The sequence below is a fragment of the Akkermansia sp. BCRC 18949 genome, from assembly GCF_045011645.1.
Classification (GTDB): domain Bacteria; phylum Verrucomicrobiota; class Verrucomicrobiia; order Verrucomicrobiales; family Akkermansiaceae; genus Akkermansia; species Akkermansia massiliensis.
Genome location: NZ_CP123619.1, coordinates 2,295,075 through 2,313,532 on the forward strand (window position 1 = coordinate 2,295,075; position 18,458 = coordinate 2,313,532).

Genomic DNA, 18,458 nt, shown 5'->3' on the forward strand with positions numbered 1-18,458 from the left:
CTCCCCTTTTACCGGTGCCGTGAAACATGCACCGTCACGGAGACGCTGTCCGTCCGCGGCAGGATGAACTTGCGCAGGGTGACGATCACGTGACGCGCGCCGAACTCCTTCAGGCAAACCTTTCCCATGTCCTCCGCCAGCGTTTCCACCAGCTTGCGGGGTCGCGCCATGGCTTCCGCCCTCAGGGCGCGGGCGATGGAATCATAACAGACGGTCCTGGAAAAATCGTCGTTCAGGCCAGAGAGGGCTTCATCCGGATAAAAAGTGATATCCGCCTTCAGGGTCTGCATGGAGGCGCGTTCCTCCTCCGGCACGCCGATGAAGGTATCCAGCTCCAGGCCGTTGATGTTGATGGAATCCTGCGTATCTGAAGGCAGGGCATAGCGGCGCATCAGCGTGCGCAGGACAAGCAGGTCCGGAACGATGATGTCCGGCCTGGCCTTGGAAAGCTGGGCAGCGTCATTATAGCCGGTCAGCACGGCGATGGACGTGATGCCCGCATGGTGGGCCGTCTCTATGTCATGCTGCATGTCCCCGATGAACGCGGTTTCATGGGCATGCAGCCCGTGCTGGGCCAGCAGGGTGTGGATATGGGCGTCCTTATGGCGGATGCCCGCGTGAATGGCTTCAAAATATTCCATCATGCCCAGCTCCCGGCACTGGATGTCGAACTCCTTGGCGTCCACGCTGGTGAGGATAAAGCAGCGCACGCCGCGCGCGCGGCAGAACTCCAGGAATTCCCGCGCGTTCGGCAGCACCTCCACCGGCGCGTTGGAAACGCGGAAGGCGTACCGGAAATGGTCTTCCAGTTCATTCAAATCCGCCTGGGGCAGCACGCGGGCATAATAGTCCGGATAGGGAAGCTGGAATTCCGCGCGGAATTCATCCCTGTCCATGCAGGGTTTTCCGTACTGGGAAAAAACGTAATTGGACGCGTCCAGCGTCAGGGCCAGGTCATCCACCAGGGTGCCGGACCAGTCGAAAATGAGATTCTTGAACATGGGAATGCGTATCGGGAAAAACTCAGTCCAGGGCGTACCGCATGGCGGCCAGCCCGAAGAAGGCGGCCGTCTCCACCCGGAGGACGATGGGGCCAAGCGTAACGGGAGAGAATCCGGCCTCCAGCGCCATGGCCGTCTCCTGGTCCGTAAAGTCGCCCTCCGGCCCCACCAGCAGGGCAGCACTCCGCACGGAGCGGGAGCGGGCTTCCTCCAGCACGTCCCTGACCGGGCGCACGCCGGGCACCAGGGAGGCGATCACGTTCAGCCCTTCCAGCGCTCCGCGGCGCAGCCATTCCGCAAAGGGAACGGGAGCCGCAACCTTGGGAAGCGTGTTCTGGCCGCACTGCTTGCAGGCCTCCAGGGCGATGCGCTGCCACTTCTGCCTCTTGGCCTCCGCCTCCCGCGCGTTCAGGCGCACGATCGTGCGGTCCGTCAGGAGCGGAACGATGGCGGAAACGCCCAGTTCCACGGATTTCTGAATGATGAGGTCCATGTTGGCTCCTTTGGGGACCGCCTGGCACAGCGTCAGATGGGCCAATTCTGGAGCGGGAGGACATTCCTCCCCCGGAGCCAGCAGCACCCCGGAACTGCGCGGAGGTTCCGCCACCACGGCATGGGCGGCGCGGCCGCAACCGTCAAAGACGACGCAGGAATCACCCTGTTTCAGGCGCAGAACCTTGGCGGCATGGTGCGCCTCATCCCCGCGCAGCTCCCAGGAGGGAGCGGCCCATTCCGAAGCCGGGAGGTAAAAGCGAGCCATGCGTGAAAGGGAAAAACGGATCTTACTTGTTCTTCAGGTAACGCGCCGCCTTGTCGGCAAACGCCACGCAGGCCGGCTGGTTGCGCTTCTCATCCACCGTGGAGGCAAAGGCGTTCAGCTTATCCATCTGGTCCTTGGTGAGCTGGGTGGGGATTTCCACCTCCACTTCCACCAGCATGTCCCCTACGTCCGAACTGCGGAGGGCTTTCATGCCCTTGCCGCGCAGGCGGAAGATCATGCCGTTCTGCGTGCCTTCCGGCAGCTTGATGGTGGCCGCGCCTTCCAGCGTGGGAACCTTCAGCCTGCCGCCGGAGACGGCCAGGGAAAGCGGAACCGGAACCGTGCAGCTCAGGTCGTTGCCTTCCCTCTGGAAAATATCGTGAGGTTTTACGTCAATAAACACGTGCAGGTCCCCGGTGGGGCCGCCGTGCACCCCGGCATCCCCTTCCCCGGCGATGCGGAGCTGGCTGCCCGTGGCCACGCCTGCGGGAATGCGGATGGTGATGTGGGAATCCTCCCTCACGCGCCCTTCCCCGCGGCAGACGGGGCACGGGTCCGAGATGATTTCCCCGGTGCCGTGGCAGGTGGGGCAGGTGGACTGCTGGACGAAAAAGCCGCTCTGCTGGGTGATGATGCCGCGCCCCTGGCAGGTGGGACACGTCTTGAACGCTTCCTTTCCATCCCGGGCTCCGGTGCCGTGGCAGGCCTTGCAGGTCACCAGGCGCTCAATCTCCAGCTTCTTGGTGCAGCCCTTCGCGGCTTCTTCCAGCGTAATGTCCAGGTCATAGCGCAGATCGGAACCGGGCCTCTTGGAGGATCTCTTCTGGCCGCCGTGGCCACCGCCGCCGAACATGTCCGCAAAACCGCCCATTCCGGAAAACATCTGGGCAAAAATATCCATCGGGTCCTGGAACCCGCCTCCGCCATAGCCGCCGCCTGCGGCAGGACCGCCCTGTTCAAAGGCGGCATGGCCGAAGCGGTCGTAAGCGGCCTTTTTGTCCGCATCGGAAAGCACCTCGTAGGCCTCTCCCAGCTCCTTGAACTTCTCTTCCGCGGAAGGATCGTCCGGATTGCGGTCCGGATGGTACTTCAAGGCCAGCTTGCGGTAGGCCTTCTTGATCTCATCATCAGTGGCGTCCTTGGAAACGCCCAGGATCTCGTAATAATCTTTCTTAGCCATGTGGCGTGAATGTTAAAAAAACGGTCAAACTTGCGGTTCGGGTTCCGGAGTCTCGGCCACCACGACGTTTGCCGGGCGCAGAAGCCTGTCCTTCAGCTTGTATCCCTTGCGGATGACGCGGAGCACGGTGCCTTCAGGCTGGTCGGAGGGTTCGCGCTGGAGGGCTTCCTCCGTGGCGTGGTCAAACATGCTGCCCACTACCGGTTCAATGGCGCTCACGCCATTGCTGGAAAGAAATTCGTCCAACTGCTTCTTCACCATGCTCATGCCGATGTAAATCATGGAGGCGGTGTCCGCGCTGGCCGCCGCCATGCCCATTTCAAAATTATCAATCACCGGCAGCAGTTCTTCCAGCAGGCGCTGGTTGGCAAACTTGGCGCATTCTTCCTTTTCCTTCACCATGCGCTTGCGGTAATTGTCGTATTCCGCGGCGGTGCGCATGGCGGTATCCCTCCATTTAAGCAATTCCTCTTCCAGGGAAGCTTCCGCTCCTTTTTCCTCTGCGGGGGCGTCCTGGGCCTGTTCCAGAACTTCCTGCTCTTCCGCTTCCGCGTTCTTCTCTTTCTCTTCGTTGCTCATGCGGACAATGTAGATACTTTTACCGAATGCGTCAACGGCCTGCTAAGACATGGATGACGTTTGACGCGTGATGACCGGAACATGATGCAACTCATCTATGCAGAAAAGGGAATGGCGGCTTTCCGGCCAGCCTCCCTAAGCTTCCGGAACGCCTGCCGCAGGCAGCAGCCGGGCAAGCTTTTCCGCGCAGCCGTCCGGCAGCTCCACCACTTTCAGCCGGGCTGACTCTCCGCGCAGCAGGCTGACGGCGGACCGGGGAACGTCCAGCCAGGCGGACAGGAAGAGGATGACGGCCCTGTTCGCCTTCCCCTCCACGGGAGGCGCGGCAATGCGCAGCTTCAGCACGCGTCCGGCACGGGGATCGTCCTCCCAGCCCGCGGCTTCGCTCTTCTTCGCGTTGGGAATGACTTTCAGGGCCAGCTTCATGCCTTGCGCCTTTCCGTCCCGGATTTCCCGCTTTGCCTCGCCACCAGGTCCGCGTACCTGATGAGGCCGCCCCCGAACAGGTCCAGGGCGCTCCCCGCCGTGGCGTCCATCGCGCCGCCGCTCAGGGTGTCTATCTCGTCAAAATCCTGAATACGGCTGATTCCGCCGGCATAGGTCATGGGCAGGCGGCGCCAGCTTCCCAGCATCTCCACCAGTTCCCGGTCAATGCCCGTGCAGAGGCCTTCCACGTCCGCCGCATGGATAAGAAACTCCGCGCAGTGCTCCGCCAGCATGTCCAGCGTCTCCGCCGTCACCCGGAGCTCCGTCAAGGTCTGCCACCGGTTCATGGCCACGGCCCAGCCGCCCGGAACCCTGCGGCAGCTCAAATCCAGCACCAGGCGTTCCGCGCCCACGGCGGAAACAAGGTCCTTGAGCTTCCCCTCCAGAAATTTCCCCTCCGCATCAAACAGGCAGGAGGTGACGATCACATGGCTGGCTCCGGCTGAAATCCATTCCTCCGCGTTCCCCGGCGTTATGCCGCCGCCTACCTGGAGGCCGCCCGGCCACGCCGCCAGGGCTTCCCGCGCCGCAAGGTCGTTGCCGGGTCCCAGCTTGATCACGTGGCCGCCGTGCAGGCCGTCACTGCGGTACAAATCCGCATACCATGCCGCGCCGCGGTCGGAGACGAAATTGGTGCGCAGGGAAGCGCCGTCCTGCGTCAGGGAACCGCCCACGATCTGCTTCACGCGCCCGTCATGTAAATCAATGCATGGTCTGAATCTCGTCACGCGGCCACTTTGCCCGCCCCGTCCCCGCAGGTCAAGAAGGGATTACCCTCCGGCGCCGTCCGGAAAACGGGCGCGGAAAATTACACAAAACAGTCCCGGGCCTCCGCTTTACCGGATAACCGCCCCTGAACATCATTCAAGAAGCCGATGAAAAACAACCTCGTCAAAAACAACCTCCTTTCCTACTGCGCCGGGAGCGCCCTGTTTGCCCTCCTGGCCTTCCCACCTTCCATTGCGGAAGCCGGAATCCATCTGCACGGTGAAATGCGCATGGCCCCGGGAGGACAAGTCAGCCTCCTGTATGACTCCTCCGGATTCCCTATCTGGGGCTATTCCGCATGCGGCCGGCCCATTTACGCCTATTCCCCCGCAGGCATGCCCATCTACGTCATCAGGGGCATCTACCGCGGCTGCTACGTTCCCGCCTGGAATCCCAGGCCGCATTATCACGGCCCCTTCTGGCCTGCGGGCGTCTGCCGCGGGCGCCATGCCGCGCATCCGCGGTGCGGAATGCCAGGGCCGCCGCGGCCCCACTGCCGGCCCTGCCGCCCCAGGCCTCCCTACGGCGGGCCGCCGTCCCATTTCCACCGCCGGTAAACAACACGCGCCGCGGAAATACGGAACGGAAAAAGGCCACTCATGGAATAACGCGCCTTCCGGCACATCCTTTCCTTTATTCAGGGAAGGAAAGGCCGTACCACCCTTCCCCGAGCAGCTTCACCAGGGTGAAGGAATATTCCCCCTTGCGGTTGGGCTCCTTGCTGCGGGAAAGCAGGACGCGCACGCGGAGCATGTCAAGCTCGTCATTAGCGTTCAGCACCCGGTATGGGGAATGCTCCATTTCCTCATTGATTTTAAACAGCATAAACAGTCGCTTGCCCGTTTCCGATTTTCTGGGAACATAAACCATGGGCCGCGCAATGCTGCGCTCCTCCGACCCGTTCATTCCGGGAGCGATCAGCTTGAACGCGTAGTTGTCCTTATTCTCCGACATGCGGTCCCGGATCATCCACACGCGGAATTCCGCGATGTCCTCCCCTTTTCCACGGACAAAATCCTCCCAGTTCACCGGCTGGTAGCGGGCGAACTGCTGCCAGTCCAGCTTCCAGGCGCCATCCTGTCCATCCTTGAAAAAGCAGAATTCCATGTCGGGCGTCTTTTCAAAGCCTATCAGCAGCTGGGCGCAGGGATGCCCCTCCACCTCAAGCACGGCGAAACTTTTAGGCCCCACGGGCTTGCTGGCAATCACCTCAGGCGGAGATACGGCGTAATGCCTGACCATCAAAGGAAGCGATTGCAGGGAATTCCACACGAAGGAGGATTTCTGGACCACGTCCGGAGCGCTCAAATATTTCTGCGCCTCCACCAGGCAATTGCGCAGCAGGTCCTGCCGCTCCATCGGGGGGATGTGGCAGGGAGGCCAGAAACTGTAGTCCACCTTGTCCTTCAGCGTGGCCTGCAATTCCCCGGACAGCATCTCCGGCGTGGCGCAAATCCGCGCGGCGGCCCCTGAATCCCGGGATGCCTGGCGCTTCTGGAGCCAGAAAAAAAGGCCGCCGAAAAACAGCCCCAGCGCCATCATGAAGAAGATGACGGAAAGAATGCGCCCCAGCGCGCCGCCCGCTTTTCCGCCGCTCCTGCGCGCGGCAGGGGAAAGGGGCGGTTTATTGTCAGATAAATCACTCATTTTAAACCGGAAATACCCACAGAAAACAACTGCGGAAGGATGGTCAAACACTACCGGAACGCCAAGGGTAACGCAACGATAAAAAACAGACACATTTTTTTATCCCTTCCGGAGAAAATTGTTTCACATCCACAAGCGGGTGATGTACATTAAACCGGACGAGTTTCAAGAACTCCCACCTTACCTTTCACCCCTCCCTCTTTTTAACGCCATGTTTGGATCATTCACCACCGTTCCCGCCCCCAAGGGCAACAAGAATCCTGAATCCACCCCCAGCTGGATGGACGTAGCCAAGAGCCAGGACACCCCCGAACCGATTGCGGAAGCCGTACCCTCCCCCGCTTCCTACGCCCCCACTACGCGCGTCCAGCAACTGACCCGCAACGTGCTGAACTCCGACGTGGAGGTTGTCGGCTCCCTGCGTTTTTCCGACGACCTGCTGATTGACGGCACCGTTGAAGGCGACATTTCTTCCGAAGGGGTGCTCTCCGTAGGCCAGAATGCCGTCATCCGCGCGGAAATCAACACCAAGTCCGTCATCATCCACGGCAAGGTCATCGGCAATGTAACGGTTACGGACCGCGTGGAACTGAAAAGCACCGCGGAACTCGTAGGCGACATCCAGGCCGCCTCCCTGGCTATTGAAGGCGGCGCGATCTTCATCGGCCATTCCACCGTAGGCGCCCCCACGGTAGGCACCGCCGGAGCCTCCGCCGCGAAGAAAGCGGCCCCCGTTCATACCTTCACTCCGGAACCGGAAGCCCCCGCCCCGACCAGCCAGAGCACGCTGGACATTGACGCGGAATAAGAAAAACCTTCCACCAGCCATTTTCAGGGGCGTCAAAGGAACGGATCGTTCTTTTGCCGCCCTCTTTGTTCCATGACTCCCTCCTTCCATCCCGTTCCACGGACCAGCAGCGCGCCTTCCGGGAAAATCAGGCGTCCCGCTCCGGCCCCGCCCTGGACGCTCCCGGCAGCCGCGGAAAGCAGGCCTGCGCCCACCCGGGAGGTAGAATGCTTTTCCTGCCGCAAAAACACTTCCGTTCCCGTCACGGCCGTTTCCGCCAGATGCGGGCACTGCTCCGCCTACATCAAGCTGGACGACGTTATCCTGCACAGCAGGACGCACAGAACGAAGGTGCAGACCTGCGGAAGCGTCACCGTGCAGGCCAATGCAGACCTGAAGGGACTGAACATCGAATGCCGGGACCTGGTCTTATACGGCAGGGCGTCCGGCGATTTTCTGTGCCGGGGCGTCTGCAAGATCAAAACGGACCAGCACATCTCCGGCTCCATCTCCGCCCGCAGGCTGGTGGTGGAAAAAAAGACGACGGTGCTGGTCATAGGAGCCATCCAGGTGGAAAACATCTGGATCCAGGGTTCCCTGGAAGGAACGCTCACGGCGGATGAAACCGTTACCATCCACCGGCATGCCAAATTCCTGGGGGACATCACGGCGCGCCGCCTCATCATTGAGGAAGGGGGGGCGCACCAGGGCTCCTTTACCCGGCTTACGTGACATGAACCTTCCCATCTCCATCCGCGGCGCACGCCAGCACAACCTCCGGAACCTGGATCTGGACCTTCCATCCAACAAGCTGATCGTGTTCAGCGGCCCTTCCGGCTCCGGGAAATCCTCCCTGGCGTTCGACACGCTTTTCTCCGAATCCCGCAGGCGTTTCCTGGATTGTCTTTCGGCACGGGCCAGGCAGGGCATGGAACAGCCGGAAAAGCCGGAGGTGGACAGCATCACCGGACTGCCCCCGGCCCTGTGCCTGGAACAATCCGCCAGGCAGCAGAGTTCCCGCACCCTGCTGGGGAGCATCACGGAAATTCTGGACTACCTGCGCATCCTGTATGCGGCTACCGGCACTCCCCATGACCCGGAAACGGGCAAGGAACTGGTGCGCAAAAGCCCGGACCAGATTACGGAGGAACTCGTCTCCCTGCCGGAACAGACGCGCCTGGTCCTGGCCGCTCCGGCGGAAGCCCTGCTGGCCCAGGACCCTGCGGCGACTCTGGGCGACTTCCAGCGCCAGGGCTTTCTGCGGGTCTATTGGAACGGGGAGATGCAGGATATTGAGGAAATAGGCTCCCCGGCTCCTCCCCCGCCGGATGCCGCCCTGGTCATCGACCGCATCATCGTCCGCGGGGAAAACACGGCCTCCCGCCTGGCGGACTCCCTCCAAACGGCCCTCCGGATCAATCCGGACGAGGTGCGGGCCATCATCACCAGGCCGGGGGAAGAAACTACCGTCCAGGCCTTCCATACCCGCTACCGCAACCCGGAAACGGGCTTCCTGCTTCCCCAGCTTACGCCCCGCCATTTCTCCTTCAACTCTCCACTGGGCGCGTGCCCTTCCTGCCAGGGCTCCGGCCTGAATGAGCGGGAAAAAGGCCCATGCTCCGCCTGCGGCGGCCTGCGGCTCTCCCCCCTGGCGCTGGCCGTCACCATGCACACGCCGGACCGCGCCTATAACCTGGCGGAACTGACGGCTCTACCGCTGGAAGACATGGCCGGAGAGCTGGAACGGCTGAAGACGCCCGCCTCCCTGGCGGCGGCGCTGGACCCGCTCATGAAGGAGATCAACAAGCGCGTGCGCTTCCTGAACGAACTGGGCCTTTCCTACCTCTCCCTGGACCGGCAGGCAAACACTCTTTCCGGCGGGGAACTGCAAAGGGCGCGCCTGGCCTCCCAGCTGGGCGGCGGTCTTTCCGGGGTCCTTTACATCCTGGACGAACCTACTGCCGGACTTCACCCCGCCGATACGGACCGCCTGCTCCGCGCGCTCCGGACGCTCCGGGACCAAGGCAACACGGTCCTGGTGGTGGAGCACGACGAACAAATTCTGAACGCGGCGGACCATCTGGTGGACATGGGCCCCGGCTCCGGCACCCACGGCGGCCGTATTCTGGCGCAAGGTCCCCTTCCGGAAATTCTGGAAAACGCCGAGAGCCCTACCGGAGCATGGCTCTCCGGCAAACGGAGCATGCCCGCCTCCGGACACAGGACGGTTCCCACCGGGCATCTGGTCCTGGCCGGGGCGGACAAGCACAACCTCAACAACGTCACCCTGAACATCCCGGTAGGCACGCTGACCTGCATCTCCGGGCCCTCCGGTTCCGGAAAATCCACTCTTGTCCGGGACTGCCTCATTCCCGCGGTCAGGCAGGACATCCCCGGGAAAAAGGGCGTTCCGCGCCGCGTGCAGGGTTCGGAACACTTCAACCGCCTCGTCGTCATCGACCAGTCGCCCATCGGCAGGACGCCGCGCTCCACGCCGGCCACAGCCACCGGACTGCTCCAGGTCCTGCGCCCCCTTTACGCCCAGCTCCCTCTTTCCAAGCAAAGGGGATACACGGCGGCGCGCTTCTCCCCCAACATCCGCGGGGGGCGCTGCGAACGGTGCCTGGGCACGGGCATGATTGAAGTGGACATGAACTTTCTGGGCAACGTCACGATGCCCTGCGACGCCTGCCAGGGCCAGTGCTACAACCGGGAAACGCTGGAAGTCACCTGGAAGGGAAAATCCATCGCCCAGGCGCTGGCGCTGACGGTGGATGAAGCGGCGGAATTCTTCTCCTCCCTGCCCCGGGCCGCCGCTATCCTGAAAAGCATGCAGGACGTAGGCCTGGGATACCTCAGCCTCAACCGCCGGGCAGACACCCTCTCCGGCGGGGAATCCCAGCGCATCAAAATAGCCGCGGAGCTGGCCAAGGCCCCGGCCTGGAAACTGGCGGAGGACGGCAAGCGCGCCCTCTTCATTCTTGACGAACCTACCAGCGGCCTCCACTTCAATGAAGTGGCCCTTCTTCTGACGGCTCTTTTCCGTCTGAGGGACGCCGGGCACACCATCCTCTGCGTGGAACACCACAAGGACCTGCTGAACGCCGCGGACTACCTGGTTGACATGGGCCCCGGAGCCGGAAGACATGGCGGAAACATCGTGGCGGAAGGAACGCCCGCCGCCGTAGCAGCCATGCCGGAAGCGCCCACGGCGCCGTGGCTTCTCGCCCGTTAAGGAAGAATAATTATTATTATCTTGACGTTTTTCAGGCTTTTATCTAGCAATATGGGAATTCCTCTCTGCTTTTCCGATGAATCCCCGTTCCTTTTCCCTAGCCCTGCTGGCGCTGTTTCTTCTTCCTGAAACACTCCATGCCACGCCCGTATTCCTTGAAAACGTCTCCGAATCCGGCGGATGGTATGACTGCAACAAGAAAACCAAATGGAAGTGGGGCAGCGGTTCCATGACAGACCGTCCTTCCGGCTACTACAGCCCGGACAATCCCATAGACAGCCAGCTCTGCTGGGCAGCGGCGGCCTCCAACGTTCTTCAATGGTGGCAGAATACCAGAAGCGACCTCTCACCTGCGACCCCCAACGGAAAATCCTCCACTTACGGCAACATGCCGGAAGCCTGCCAGCTGCGCATTTACCAAACCCTGGCGACGAGCTGGACTGACAAGGGAGGGTCCGTGGAACAGGCTTACAACTGGTGGTTCAACGGAGGAATGCTTCCCTCCGCCTTTTATGGGACCGACTCCACGATCAGGGACAACCCCTCCTCCGAAGGAGGCTACTGGAAAGAGCTGAACCTGACCGTGACCTACGACAAGTGGGGAACGCCGGACAACACCCCGCTATTCAGCTCCTACACCTTCTGGGAGGGCGATACCAGGGACGGAATCTACAGCGTTTTGAAAAACAGCATCAACAACAACTGGGGAACCACGCTCAGCATCGGCGAGTACGGAACCGGCCACGCCATCACCATGTGGGGCTATGATATGGACGCGGACGGGAACCTGATTATCTACCTGACGGATTCCGATGACTATGCATTGGGAATGTTCCGGCAGAAAGTTATCGTGGACGATGAGAAACACATCTATCTGACCAGCGTGGACGGTGAAAACAACGTGTACGGCTATAATTACGGTGAAACAGGCCTGACCGGCACCCGGCTGGGCGAACTTCAAAGCTTCACCGCCCCGCTGGGAGGCCTCAGGATTCCGGAACCCGGCACTGGAATTCTCTCCCTCTGCGGCGTATTCCTTACCGTGTCCCGCCGCAGGCGCATCCTGCGGTAAGACCATCCGAACTCCCTTCTCTCTCAAAAACGGGTCTTGATTCTTGCCGGGGAAATGTGCAGAATCGGGAAACGCATAAGTTCAGAAGAGCATGAATTGTTCCAATGTTCTCCAGTGCGGTTACCTGTGAAATGAATGACGCTTCCAACAACCACGGCGAGCTGGAAAGCACCGTCTCGACCTATTCCGTCGACATAGAAACCCTTCAGCAGATAGCCCTGAAAGGAGACGCCCAGGCACTGTTCCAACTGGCGATCAGTTATGAACAGGGGCGGGGGGTAGCGGAAAACCAGCAGGAAGCCTTCTACTGCTACCAGCAGGCGGCGGAACTGGGCCACGTGACAGCCCAGCTCAACCTTGGCTGGGCCTACTCCAACGGCATAGGCGCCCCGCAGGACAATGACAAAGCCTTTTACTGGTACCGGAAAGCCGCCGAGCAAGGCCATCCCACCGCGCAATTCGACCTCGGATTCTGCTATATCAACGGGCTGGGCGTGGAAAAAGACGAAAACCAGGCCATCACCTGGTACAAAAAAGCGGCGGAACAGGGTCACGCGGTAGCCCAGCTCAACCTCGGCTGGATTTACGCCAACAGCGCCAGCCAGAAAAACTGGGAACAGGCCGTGTACTGGTACAAGCAGGCCGCGGAACAGGGGGATCCCCGTGCCCAGTACAACCTGGCCTGGTGCTACGGCAATGGAAGCGGCACTCCGCGGAATCCGCAAAAAGCCGCCTACTGGTATGAGGAGGCCGCCATGCAGAACCACGCTACGGCCCAGTATAACCTGGGCTGGTGTTATGAAAACGGTTTCGGCGTGCAGCCGAATATCGACAAGGCGCTGGTATGGTACCACAAATCAGCCCTCCAGGGCCAGATCACGGCCCAATACACGCTGGGCTGGTGCTACGGCAACGGCCGGGGCATGGAAGTGGACATGGCCAAAGCCGTCCACTGGTACACCAAGGCCGCCGAACAGGGCCATACAACGGCCCAGCTCAACCTGGGGTGGTGCCACCTGAACGGCAAGGGAACGCCCGTCAACCGGGAGGAAGCCTTGAAATGGTATCTCAAGGCGGCGGAACAGGGCAACGCCACAGCCATGTTCAATGTGGGCAACTGCTACGCCCACGGCTACGGCATTCCGCAGGATGACGAACAGGCGGCGGAATGGTACCAGAAAGCCGTCAGGCACGGCAACAAAAAGGCCGCCAGCGCCCTGCGCCACCTGGCCTCCAAGCAGGAAAAAGAGAAAAAACCGGATGCGGAGGCCTGAAAAAACGCTTCTTCTTTTTACAAGAATCGGAGAATCCCTTTTCGCAGCGCAGCAGCCATCAAAAAACGCAGGGAAAAAACATATCCCCATGGCTTAAAGAAAAAACGTCCGCCTGGGATTGAAGGCCCCCGGCCTTCATCAAGAAGCCGCTGCATTCCATCACCGCCGCCTCTTCCTCCCACCGTCCGCCGGGCCTTTCCGGGACAACCTTTCCACCGCCTCCGGCAGCCGTGTTGCGCCATCGCCGCCCAGCACGACGTCAATATCCTCAAGAGCGCGAATCAGATCGATCACTTCCCGCCGGGGCAAGGCCCCACCCGCAGACATGCAGAAATGAGTGCGGCACGCCAGCGGCCTTCCCTGGTAAATCATGCACTTCCCCTGCCCGTTCAGAAATGGGCAGCTTCCGTCCGGCGGCAGCTCCACGCGCGTGCGTCCGGCGGCGCGCCACACCTTCCAGGCCATCCACGCCTCCCCCAGCGTCACATGCGGCGTCTCTCCTGTCAGCCGGAACCGGCAGCAGTCCGCCACGCCCGTGCAGGAACGCTGCGCCCGGGAAGCCCGGAGAGCGCCTTCATCCAGAAGGCGCCGTACTTCCATCAGCATTTCAGCGGAGGGAACAGCTCCCTCCGCTCTTCCATGACGGCACTTTCCCGGTGCCATGACTGCGGCGGTTAATGCGTCAGGCCATCGGCCTTCGCCTGGTTCCAATACGCGTACTCGGAACGGTTGAAGTCCACATACTCCGGAGACAAATCCGTGGTGTACACCGTATGGGAAAACTCGCCCCGGTTCAAATTGATATCCACCTGGAATGCGGAAACCTGCACGGCCTGCCGCAAATCGTCCGACGGAGTATCCGCCTGCATGCCGCCGCGGCAGGCGGCCAATCCGGCGATGTCGATGTCGATCTTCTCTTCATCCACCTTCGCGCCGCAATAGCCCACGGCATGGATAATGCGCCCCCAGTTGGGATCGTTCCCGTTCCAGGAACTCTTCACCAGGGATGACTTGGCGACGGCTTCCGCCGCCTTCTTCGCTTCATCCTCCGTACGGCCTCCGGTCACATGCACGGTCACAAACTTGGTCACGCGTTCGCCGTCCTGCACGATATGCTTGGCCAGCTCCAGCATCACATGGGCCAGAGCCTGCTGGAACGCGTAAATATCTTCCGGGGATTCCAGCTTCACGCCGGAAGCGCCATTCGCCATCACCAGCACCGTGTCGTTCGTGCTCATGTCGCCGTCGATGGTGATGCAATTGAAGGAACTTTTCACGCCGGACTGCACGCACAGCTCCAGCACGTCGCGGGAAATGCCCGCGTCCGTCGTAATAAAGCACAGCATGGTAGCCATGCAGGGATTGATCATGCCCGCGCCCTTGCAGCACGCGCCGATGCGCACGGGCCTGCCCTGCACCATGAACTCAATGGCAATGATCTTCTCCTTCGTATCGCTGGTCATCACGGCCTGGGCCACCTCGTGCCCCTTGTCGCGGGAAAGGCCTTCCGCCAATTCCGGGAACTTCGGGTAAATGCGCATCATGGGCATCGGCAGGCCGATCACGCCGGTGGAGCACACGGCCACTTCCGCAGGCTTCAGCCCAAGAAGTTCCGCAACGCTCCTGCACTCGCCCCTGGCGTCTTCCACACCCTGGGCTCCGGTACACGCGTTCGCATTCCCGCTGTTCGCCACGATGGCGCGGATATTCCCCTTCCGGAGGTGCTCCCGGCTCACCTTCACGCAGGCGGCCTGCACTCGGTTGGTCGTGAACGTGCCTGCGGAAACGCAGGGTTCCGTGGAATAAATCAGGGCCAGGTCCAGGCGCGTGGCCGTAGGCTTCTTGATGCCGCAGCTTACGGCGCTCCCCACAAAGCCCTGAGGCGCGCAAACGCCCCCGTCAACCGGAATATAGGATGAATCATTCATCGTCTTGAAGTGCCTTCCAGCGTATCAAAAAACTACAGGACCCACAAGCCTTCCGTTTCATCGAACCCGCACATGATATTGAAGGACTGGACGGCCTGGCCGCCCGCGCCTTTCACCACATTATCCTCCGCGCTCATCAGAATCACGCGGTTCGTCCGGGGATCATAGGCCCAGCCGATGTCCACGCAATTCGTCCGCGTCACATTCTTGGTATCCGCAGGCTGGTTGCGGCCCAGAAGGCGCACGAACGGAGCCGCCGCATAAGCTTCTTCCAACAGGCGGCCGACGGACTCGGGATCCGCTCCCTTCTTCACCCTGGCCGTAATGGTGGAGCAAATGCCCGTATTCACGGGAATCAAATGGGGGGTAAAGGACATCACCACCGTCTTCCCGGCGGCATGGGAAAGCTCCTGCTCAATCTCGCTCAAATGGCGGTGCTTCGGCACGCCGTAAGCATGGAAACTCTCATTGCACTCGCAGAACAGCAGGGGAATGGACGCCTTGCGCCCTGCGCCGCTCACGCCGCTGCCGGAGCAGACCACGACGTCCTCCGGCTCCAGAATGCCGGCCTTGAACAGGGGAATCAGGGGAAGAAGGATGCTGGTGGGATAGCAGCCGGGGGAAGCTACGATGCGCGCCCGGGCAATCTCCTCCCTGCGCCACTCCGGAAGGCCATACACGGCCTCCTGCATCAGGGCCGTATCCGGATGGGCGTTGCCGTAATACTCCTCGTACACTTCCGGGCTGTCCAGGCGGAAATCCGCGCTCAGGTCAATCACGCGCACGCCGCGGTCCACCAGGCCGCGGGCATAGGAAGCGGCCACGCCATGCGGCAGCGCCAGGAAAGCCACCTCCGCGCCCGTGGCGGCAATCGCGTCCACATCGGAATCCGTAAACTTCAGGTCGGAACCCGGAACCTGCCGGAAACGGGGAAACACCTCCCACAACGGCTGTCCGGCATACTGGCGGGAGGTAGCGCACACCAGCTTCACTCCGCGGTGATTCAACAGGATGCGCAACAACTCCTGTCCGGTGTAGCCACTGGCCCCGACGACTGCAACTTGAACTTGCTTCATGACAAAAAAGATATGCTATGAAAAAAGACTCTTGCCAACACTAAAGTTTTCCTATATACACCTCGCCGTCGCAAGACACGGCCCCGGTCGGTCCGATTTTATCGGGTTGTAGCGCAGTCTGGTAGCGCACCTGCATGGGGTGCAGGGGGTCGCAGGTTCGAATCCTGTCAACCCGACCACTTTTAACCGCTGTAAGTTGAAAAGCTTACGGCGGTTTTTCATTTTCCGGCATATTGAAATAATTGCCGTCCGCCTGCCTCTCAACATCATGGGGATGTGGGTCTTTCTATCCATGAGCCCGCGTCAATGCGGAAAAATTAGGAAAAGGAGAAAAGCACGTGGAATCGTTGTATTCTGCCCATTTGGCGTTTCCGCCTGACGTTGCATGCGGGATGACTTCTTTTTGAAATACATGCAAATTCCTTTCGCAAGGTGTCTGTCCTGAAACAGGTTCCCGAGTAATCAGGAGATATGTATCCAAGGAAAAACAGGATGTTCACCAGCCGGGGTTATCCCGAACCAATTAAACAACAATCATGAATGAGATTATCACGATTAACGGAATCCTGATGACCACGCAGAATGAATTTTCCGCTCATGCAGGAAACGCAAGCATTCACGTCACGGCACAGGAAAAGGAAAAATGGAACTCAGGCGGTCAAGGCTCTAAAGGAGACAAGGGAGATCCGGGCCCGCAAGGACCTCAAGGGCCCAAGGGGGATCCCGGCATCCAGGGCCCTGCCGGTCCACAGGGCCCCAAAGGGGACAAGGGGGATAAAGGTGACGCTGGTCCCGAAGGTCCGCAAGGTTCCAGCGTGCCTCCTGGCTGCTTCATGTGGTTCTGCGGCAGCACAGTCCCGAACGGCTGGCTGGAATGCAATGGCACGACTCTCCAAATCAGTCAGTATCCGGAATTGTACGCGGCAATCAGCACCACCTATGGCGGCGATAGCGTAACTACCTTCGCCCTTCCCGACTTGACAAAAGACAGCGGGCTGTTCATCCGTTCCACTTCTACAGAGAGAACTGTAGGTAGCGTGCAAGGGGATGCTATCCGCAATATTACAGGGAAACTGCAAACAAATATTTCAATTGGCCCATCAGGGGGAACTGGCGTGTTTTCAAAAATGACAGGTAAAAATCAAACATACGGAGGACATACACAATATACGGACAGATTTACCAGCACTCTGATTTTTGACGCCTCCGACTCTGTTCCGACGGCCGACGAAAACCGCCCTGTCAATATGGCTTTGATACCCATTATCAAGTACTAGACTATATCTATTAATAAAAACATTACAGTTGGTTGAATCTCACGCCTGTTTTATCTTTTACCCAAAGGAATATTTGAACGCTTCAGCGTCAAAACCAGTGGCAGCAACCATCTCCAACCGCCGCGAGTATCCTGCTTTCGGCGGTTTTTCTTTCCATTTAAGGGACGAATAGAGCCTTTCTTTACTCAGAAGCTGTATTTCACCATCATGTAATGAAACGAATCACATTTGCATCCATCCTTCTTCTGAAAAAAGAATATTCTTAATATTTGATGAAAAACATTTTTTACACTGTTGGCTCCGGTAGTCTCCTGCTATAAACCACCTGTTGCTGAACAAAAGATAGGCTGACATCGTAAAATGTCCGGACATCTGTTCTCATGAAAAACCCCACCTCACTGGTATAAAAGATAATGCGTATGAAAAAAATCCTGTCGTTTCTGTCTATTTTACTGGTCCCTTTTTTCCCTGCACAGGCGGCCAATGTTCCTATTGACAGCATTCCCTTTGAGCTGGGCACTGCCAGCCGCATTTACGTGAAGGGGAGCATCAATGGCAGCCGTCCCCTGCGTTTTCTTTTTGATACCGGAGCCACATCCATGGTCATCAGCACCAATTCCCTGAAAGGCGTTCCCATGGAATTCAACGAGACCGTCGTCAACCATGGCGCCACAGGGTCCGATGAAGTCCGCGGAAGCACGGAGAACCAATTCGCCATCGGAGGACGAAGCCTGGAGCACGTTCCATTTATTGCCATTCCCTATTCACCGGACCAGTGGGACGGCGTGCTGGGCCTTTGGTTCATCCAACGGCAGGTAACGGAAGTAAACTACACCGATCGGAAGATTTACCTGTATCCGCACGGTTCCTATACGCCGCCGGCGAATGCCATCCGCCTGAAGATTGAGTACGTGATGGGCGTTCCGATTGTCCCCGCACAAGTGACGGTCAACGGAAAAACCCACCAGCTCCGTTTATCCGTGGATACCGGCTCCGACCGCGTTCTGGACCTCAATACGCCTTTCGTCAAAAAACATCATTTGCTGGGCAGCCAGACGCCCTTTTCCATTTCCCGCATTTCCAGTTCGGATTCCCATACCGGGGTTCTGGAAAACGTCATGTTCGACAGCATCCAACTGGGCGGCTGCAAGCTTCCGCTCATCCCCGGCGCCTTCTCCACCGTCACCAGCGGTATTCAGAGCATCGCGGAAATGGACGGCGTCATGGGCAACAACCTGCTGAAACGGTTCAACATGGTCTATGATTCCCGGGAAGGGTATATTTACCTGATTCCCAACAATCTGCTTTACACCCCGTTTTACGACTGCCTGCTCTGTCCGCAGCCGGACCCGGCCCTTTCCCCCGGGAAGTAAGGCGTTCCGTCAACG

General features: G+C 59.8%; 18 protein-coding genes and 1 tRNA gene. 9 read left to right on the plus strand and 10 right to left on the minus strand.

Annotated elements, in window-relative coordinates:
• Positions 1–8 precede the first annotated feature (8 nt).
• The 6 genes from P8A25_RS09620 to hisA form a co-directional block, all read right to left on the minus strand.
• Entirely contained in the window at positions 9–1,001 is a 993-nt protein-coding gene (locus P8A25_RS09620) for an HAD hydrolase-like protein (protein WP_022396154.1), read from the minus strand.
• Between the two features lie 22 nt (positions 1,002–1,023).
• On the minus strand, positions 1,024–1,761 hold the full coding sequence (locus P8A25_RS09625; RefSeq protein ID WP_215442168.1) for a 16S rRNA (uracil(1498)-N(3))-methyltransferase: 738 nt from the start codon (positions 1,759–1,761) through the stop codon (positions 1,024–1,026).
• Positions 1,762–1,783: 22 nt separating this feature from the next.
• A complete protein-coding gene (dnaJ, locus tag P8A25_RS09630; RefSeq protein ID WP_102730601.1) occupies positions 1,784–2,941 on the minus strand; it encodes a molecular chaperone DnaJ in 1,158 nt (385 codons plus the stop codon).
• A 24-nt stretch (positions 2,942–2,965) separates the two neighbouring features.
• Positions 2,966–3,520: a nucleotide exchange factor GrpE gene (locus P8A25_RS09635; RefSeq protein ID WP_022396157.1), complete on the minus strand. Its 555-nt coding sequence runs from the start codon at positions 3,518–3,520 to the stop codon at positions 2,966–2,968.
• Positions 3,521–3,655: 135 nt separating this feature from the next.
• A complete protein-coding gene (locus P8A25_RS09640) occupies positions 3,656–3,946 on the minus strand; it encodes a DUF167 domain-containing protein (protein WP_022396158.1) in 291 nt (96 codons plus the stop codon).
• Positions 3,943–4,734 carry a phosphoribosylformimino-5-aminoimidazole carboxamide ribotide isomerase gene (gene hisA, locus P8A25_RS09645; protein WP_215442167.1) on the minus strand — a complete coding sequence of 264 codons (792 nt, stop codon included), beginning with the start codon at positions 4,732–4,734 and terminating at the stop codon, positions 3,943–3,945. Before hisA ends, P8A25_RS09640 begins: the two co-directional genes overlap by 4 nt.
• 147 nt (positions 4,735–4,881) lie before the next feature.
• Here hisA and P8A25_RS09650 point away from each other — a divergent pair, with 147 nt between their 5' ends.
• Entirely contained in the window at positions 4,882–5,331 is a 450-nt protein-coding gene (locus tag P8A25_RS09650) for a hypothetical protein (protein ID WP_215458360.1), read from the plus strand.
• A gap of 76 nt (positions 5,332–5,407) precedes the next feature.
• Here P8A25_RS09650 and P8A25_RS09655 read toward each other — a convergent pair whose 3' ends face one another.
• A complete protein-coding gene (locus tag P8A25_RS09655; protein ID WP_022396161.1) occupies positions 5,408–6,421 on the minus strand; it encodes a hypothetical protein in 1,014 nt (337 codons plus the stop codon).
• A 211-nt stretch (positions 6,422–6,632) separates the two neighbouring features.
• Here P8A25_RS09655 and P8A25_RS09660 point away from each other — a divergent pair, with 211 nt between their 5' ends.
• The 5 genes from P8A25_RS09660 to P8A25_RS09680 all read left to right on the plus strand — a co-directional run bounded on the left by P8A25_RS09660 (position 6,633) and on the right by P8A25_RS09680 (position 12,789).
• Complete coding sequence (locus P8A25_RS09660; protein WP_251827961.1) at positions 6,633–7,229, plus strand: polymer-forming cytoskeletal protein; 597 nt, start codon at positions 6,633–6,635, stop codon at positions 7,227–7,229.
• Between the two features lie 72 nt (positions 7,230–7,301).
• The gene (locus tag P8A25_RS09665) at positions 7,302–7,940 is read left to right on the plus strand and encodes a polymer-forming cytoskeletal protein (RefSeq protein WP_215443120.1); all 639 of its coding nucleotides are present in this window, start codon (positions 7,302–7,304) and stop codon (positions 7,938–7,940) included.
• A 1-nt stretch (position 7,941) separates the two neighbouring features.
• Entirely contained in the window at positions 7,942–10,443 is a 2,502-nt protein-coding gene (gene uvrA / locus P8A25_RS09670) for an excinuclease ABC subunit UvrA (protein ID WP_215443122.1), read from the plus strand.
• A 76-nt stretch (positions 10,444–10,519) separates the two neighbouring features.
• Positions 10,520–11,515, plus strand: a complete 996-nt coding sequence (locus P8A25_RS09675; protein ID WP_215443124.1) for an IdeS/Mac family cysteine endopeptidase — start codon at positions 10,520–10,522, stop codon at positions 11,513–11,515.
• A 131-nt stretch (positions 11,516–11,646) separates the two neighbouring features.
• Positions 11,647–12,789 (plus strand): tetratricopeptide repeat protein, encoded by a 1,143-nt coding sequence (locus P8A25_RS09680; RefSeq protein WP_180971835.1) that lies wholly within the window; start codon positions 11,647–11,649, stop codon positions 12,787–12,789.
• Between the two features lie 159 nt (positions 12,790–12,948).
• Here P8A25_RS09680 and P8A25_RS09685 read toward each other — a convergent pair whose 3' ends face one another.
• Genes P8A25_RS09685 through argC form a run of 3 tightly spaced genes read right to left on the minus strand, consistent with a single transcriptional unit; the run spans position 12,949 to position 15,793 of the window.
• On the minus strand, positions 12,949–13,452 hold the full coding sequence (locus P8A25_RS09685) for a YkgJ family cysteine cluster protein (protein ID WP_215443126.1): 504 nt from the start codon (positions 13,450–13,452) through the stop codon (positions 12,949–12,951).
• 11 nt (positions 13,453–13,463) lie between these two features.
• Positions 13,464–14,717, minus strand: coding sequence for a bifunctional glutamate N-acetyltransferase/amino-acid acetyltransferase ArgJ (argJ, locus tag P8A25_RS09690; RefSeq protein WP_022396168.1), 1,254 nt, complete (start codon positions 14,715–14,717; stop codon positions 13,464–13,466).
• A gap of 32 nt (positions 14,718–14,749) precedes the next feature.
• Complete coding sequence (gene argC, locus P8A25_RS09695; RefSeq protein WP_022396169.1) at positions 14,750–15,793, minus strand: N-acetyl-gamma-glutamyl-phosphate reductase; 1,044 nt, start codon at positions 15,791–15,793, stop codon at positions 14,750–14,752.
• Positions 15,794–15,895: 102 nt separating this feature from the next.
• Between argC and P8A25_RS09700 the strand changes: the two genes are divergently transcribed.
• The 3 genes from P8A25_RS09700 to P8A25_RS09710 all read left to right on the plus strand — a co-directional run bounded on the left by P8A25_RS09700 (position 15,896) and on the right by P8A25_RS09710 (position 18,443).
• Positions 15,896–15,972 (plus strand) — tRNA-Pro (locus P8A25_RS09700).
• Positions 15,973–16,329: 357 nt separating this feature from the next.
• The gene (locus tag P8A25_RS09705) at positions 16,330–17,070 is read left to right on the plus strand and encodes a tail fiber protein (protein ID WP_251827962.1); all 741 of its coding nucleotides are present in this window, start codon (positions 16,330–16,332) and stop codon (positions 17,068–17,070) included.
• Positions 17,071–17,489: 419 nt separating this feature from the next.
• Complete coding sequence (locus P8A25_RS09710; RefSeq protein ID WP_215443128.1) at positions 17,490–18,443, plus strand: retropepsin-like aspartic protease; 954 nt, start codon at positions 17,490–17,492, stop codon at positions 18,441–18,443.
• The last annotated feature ends 15 nt before the right edge of the window (positions 18,444–18,458 follow it).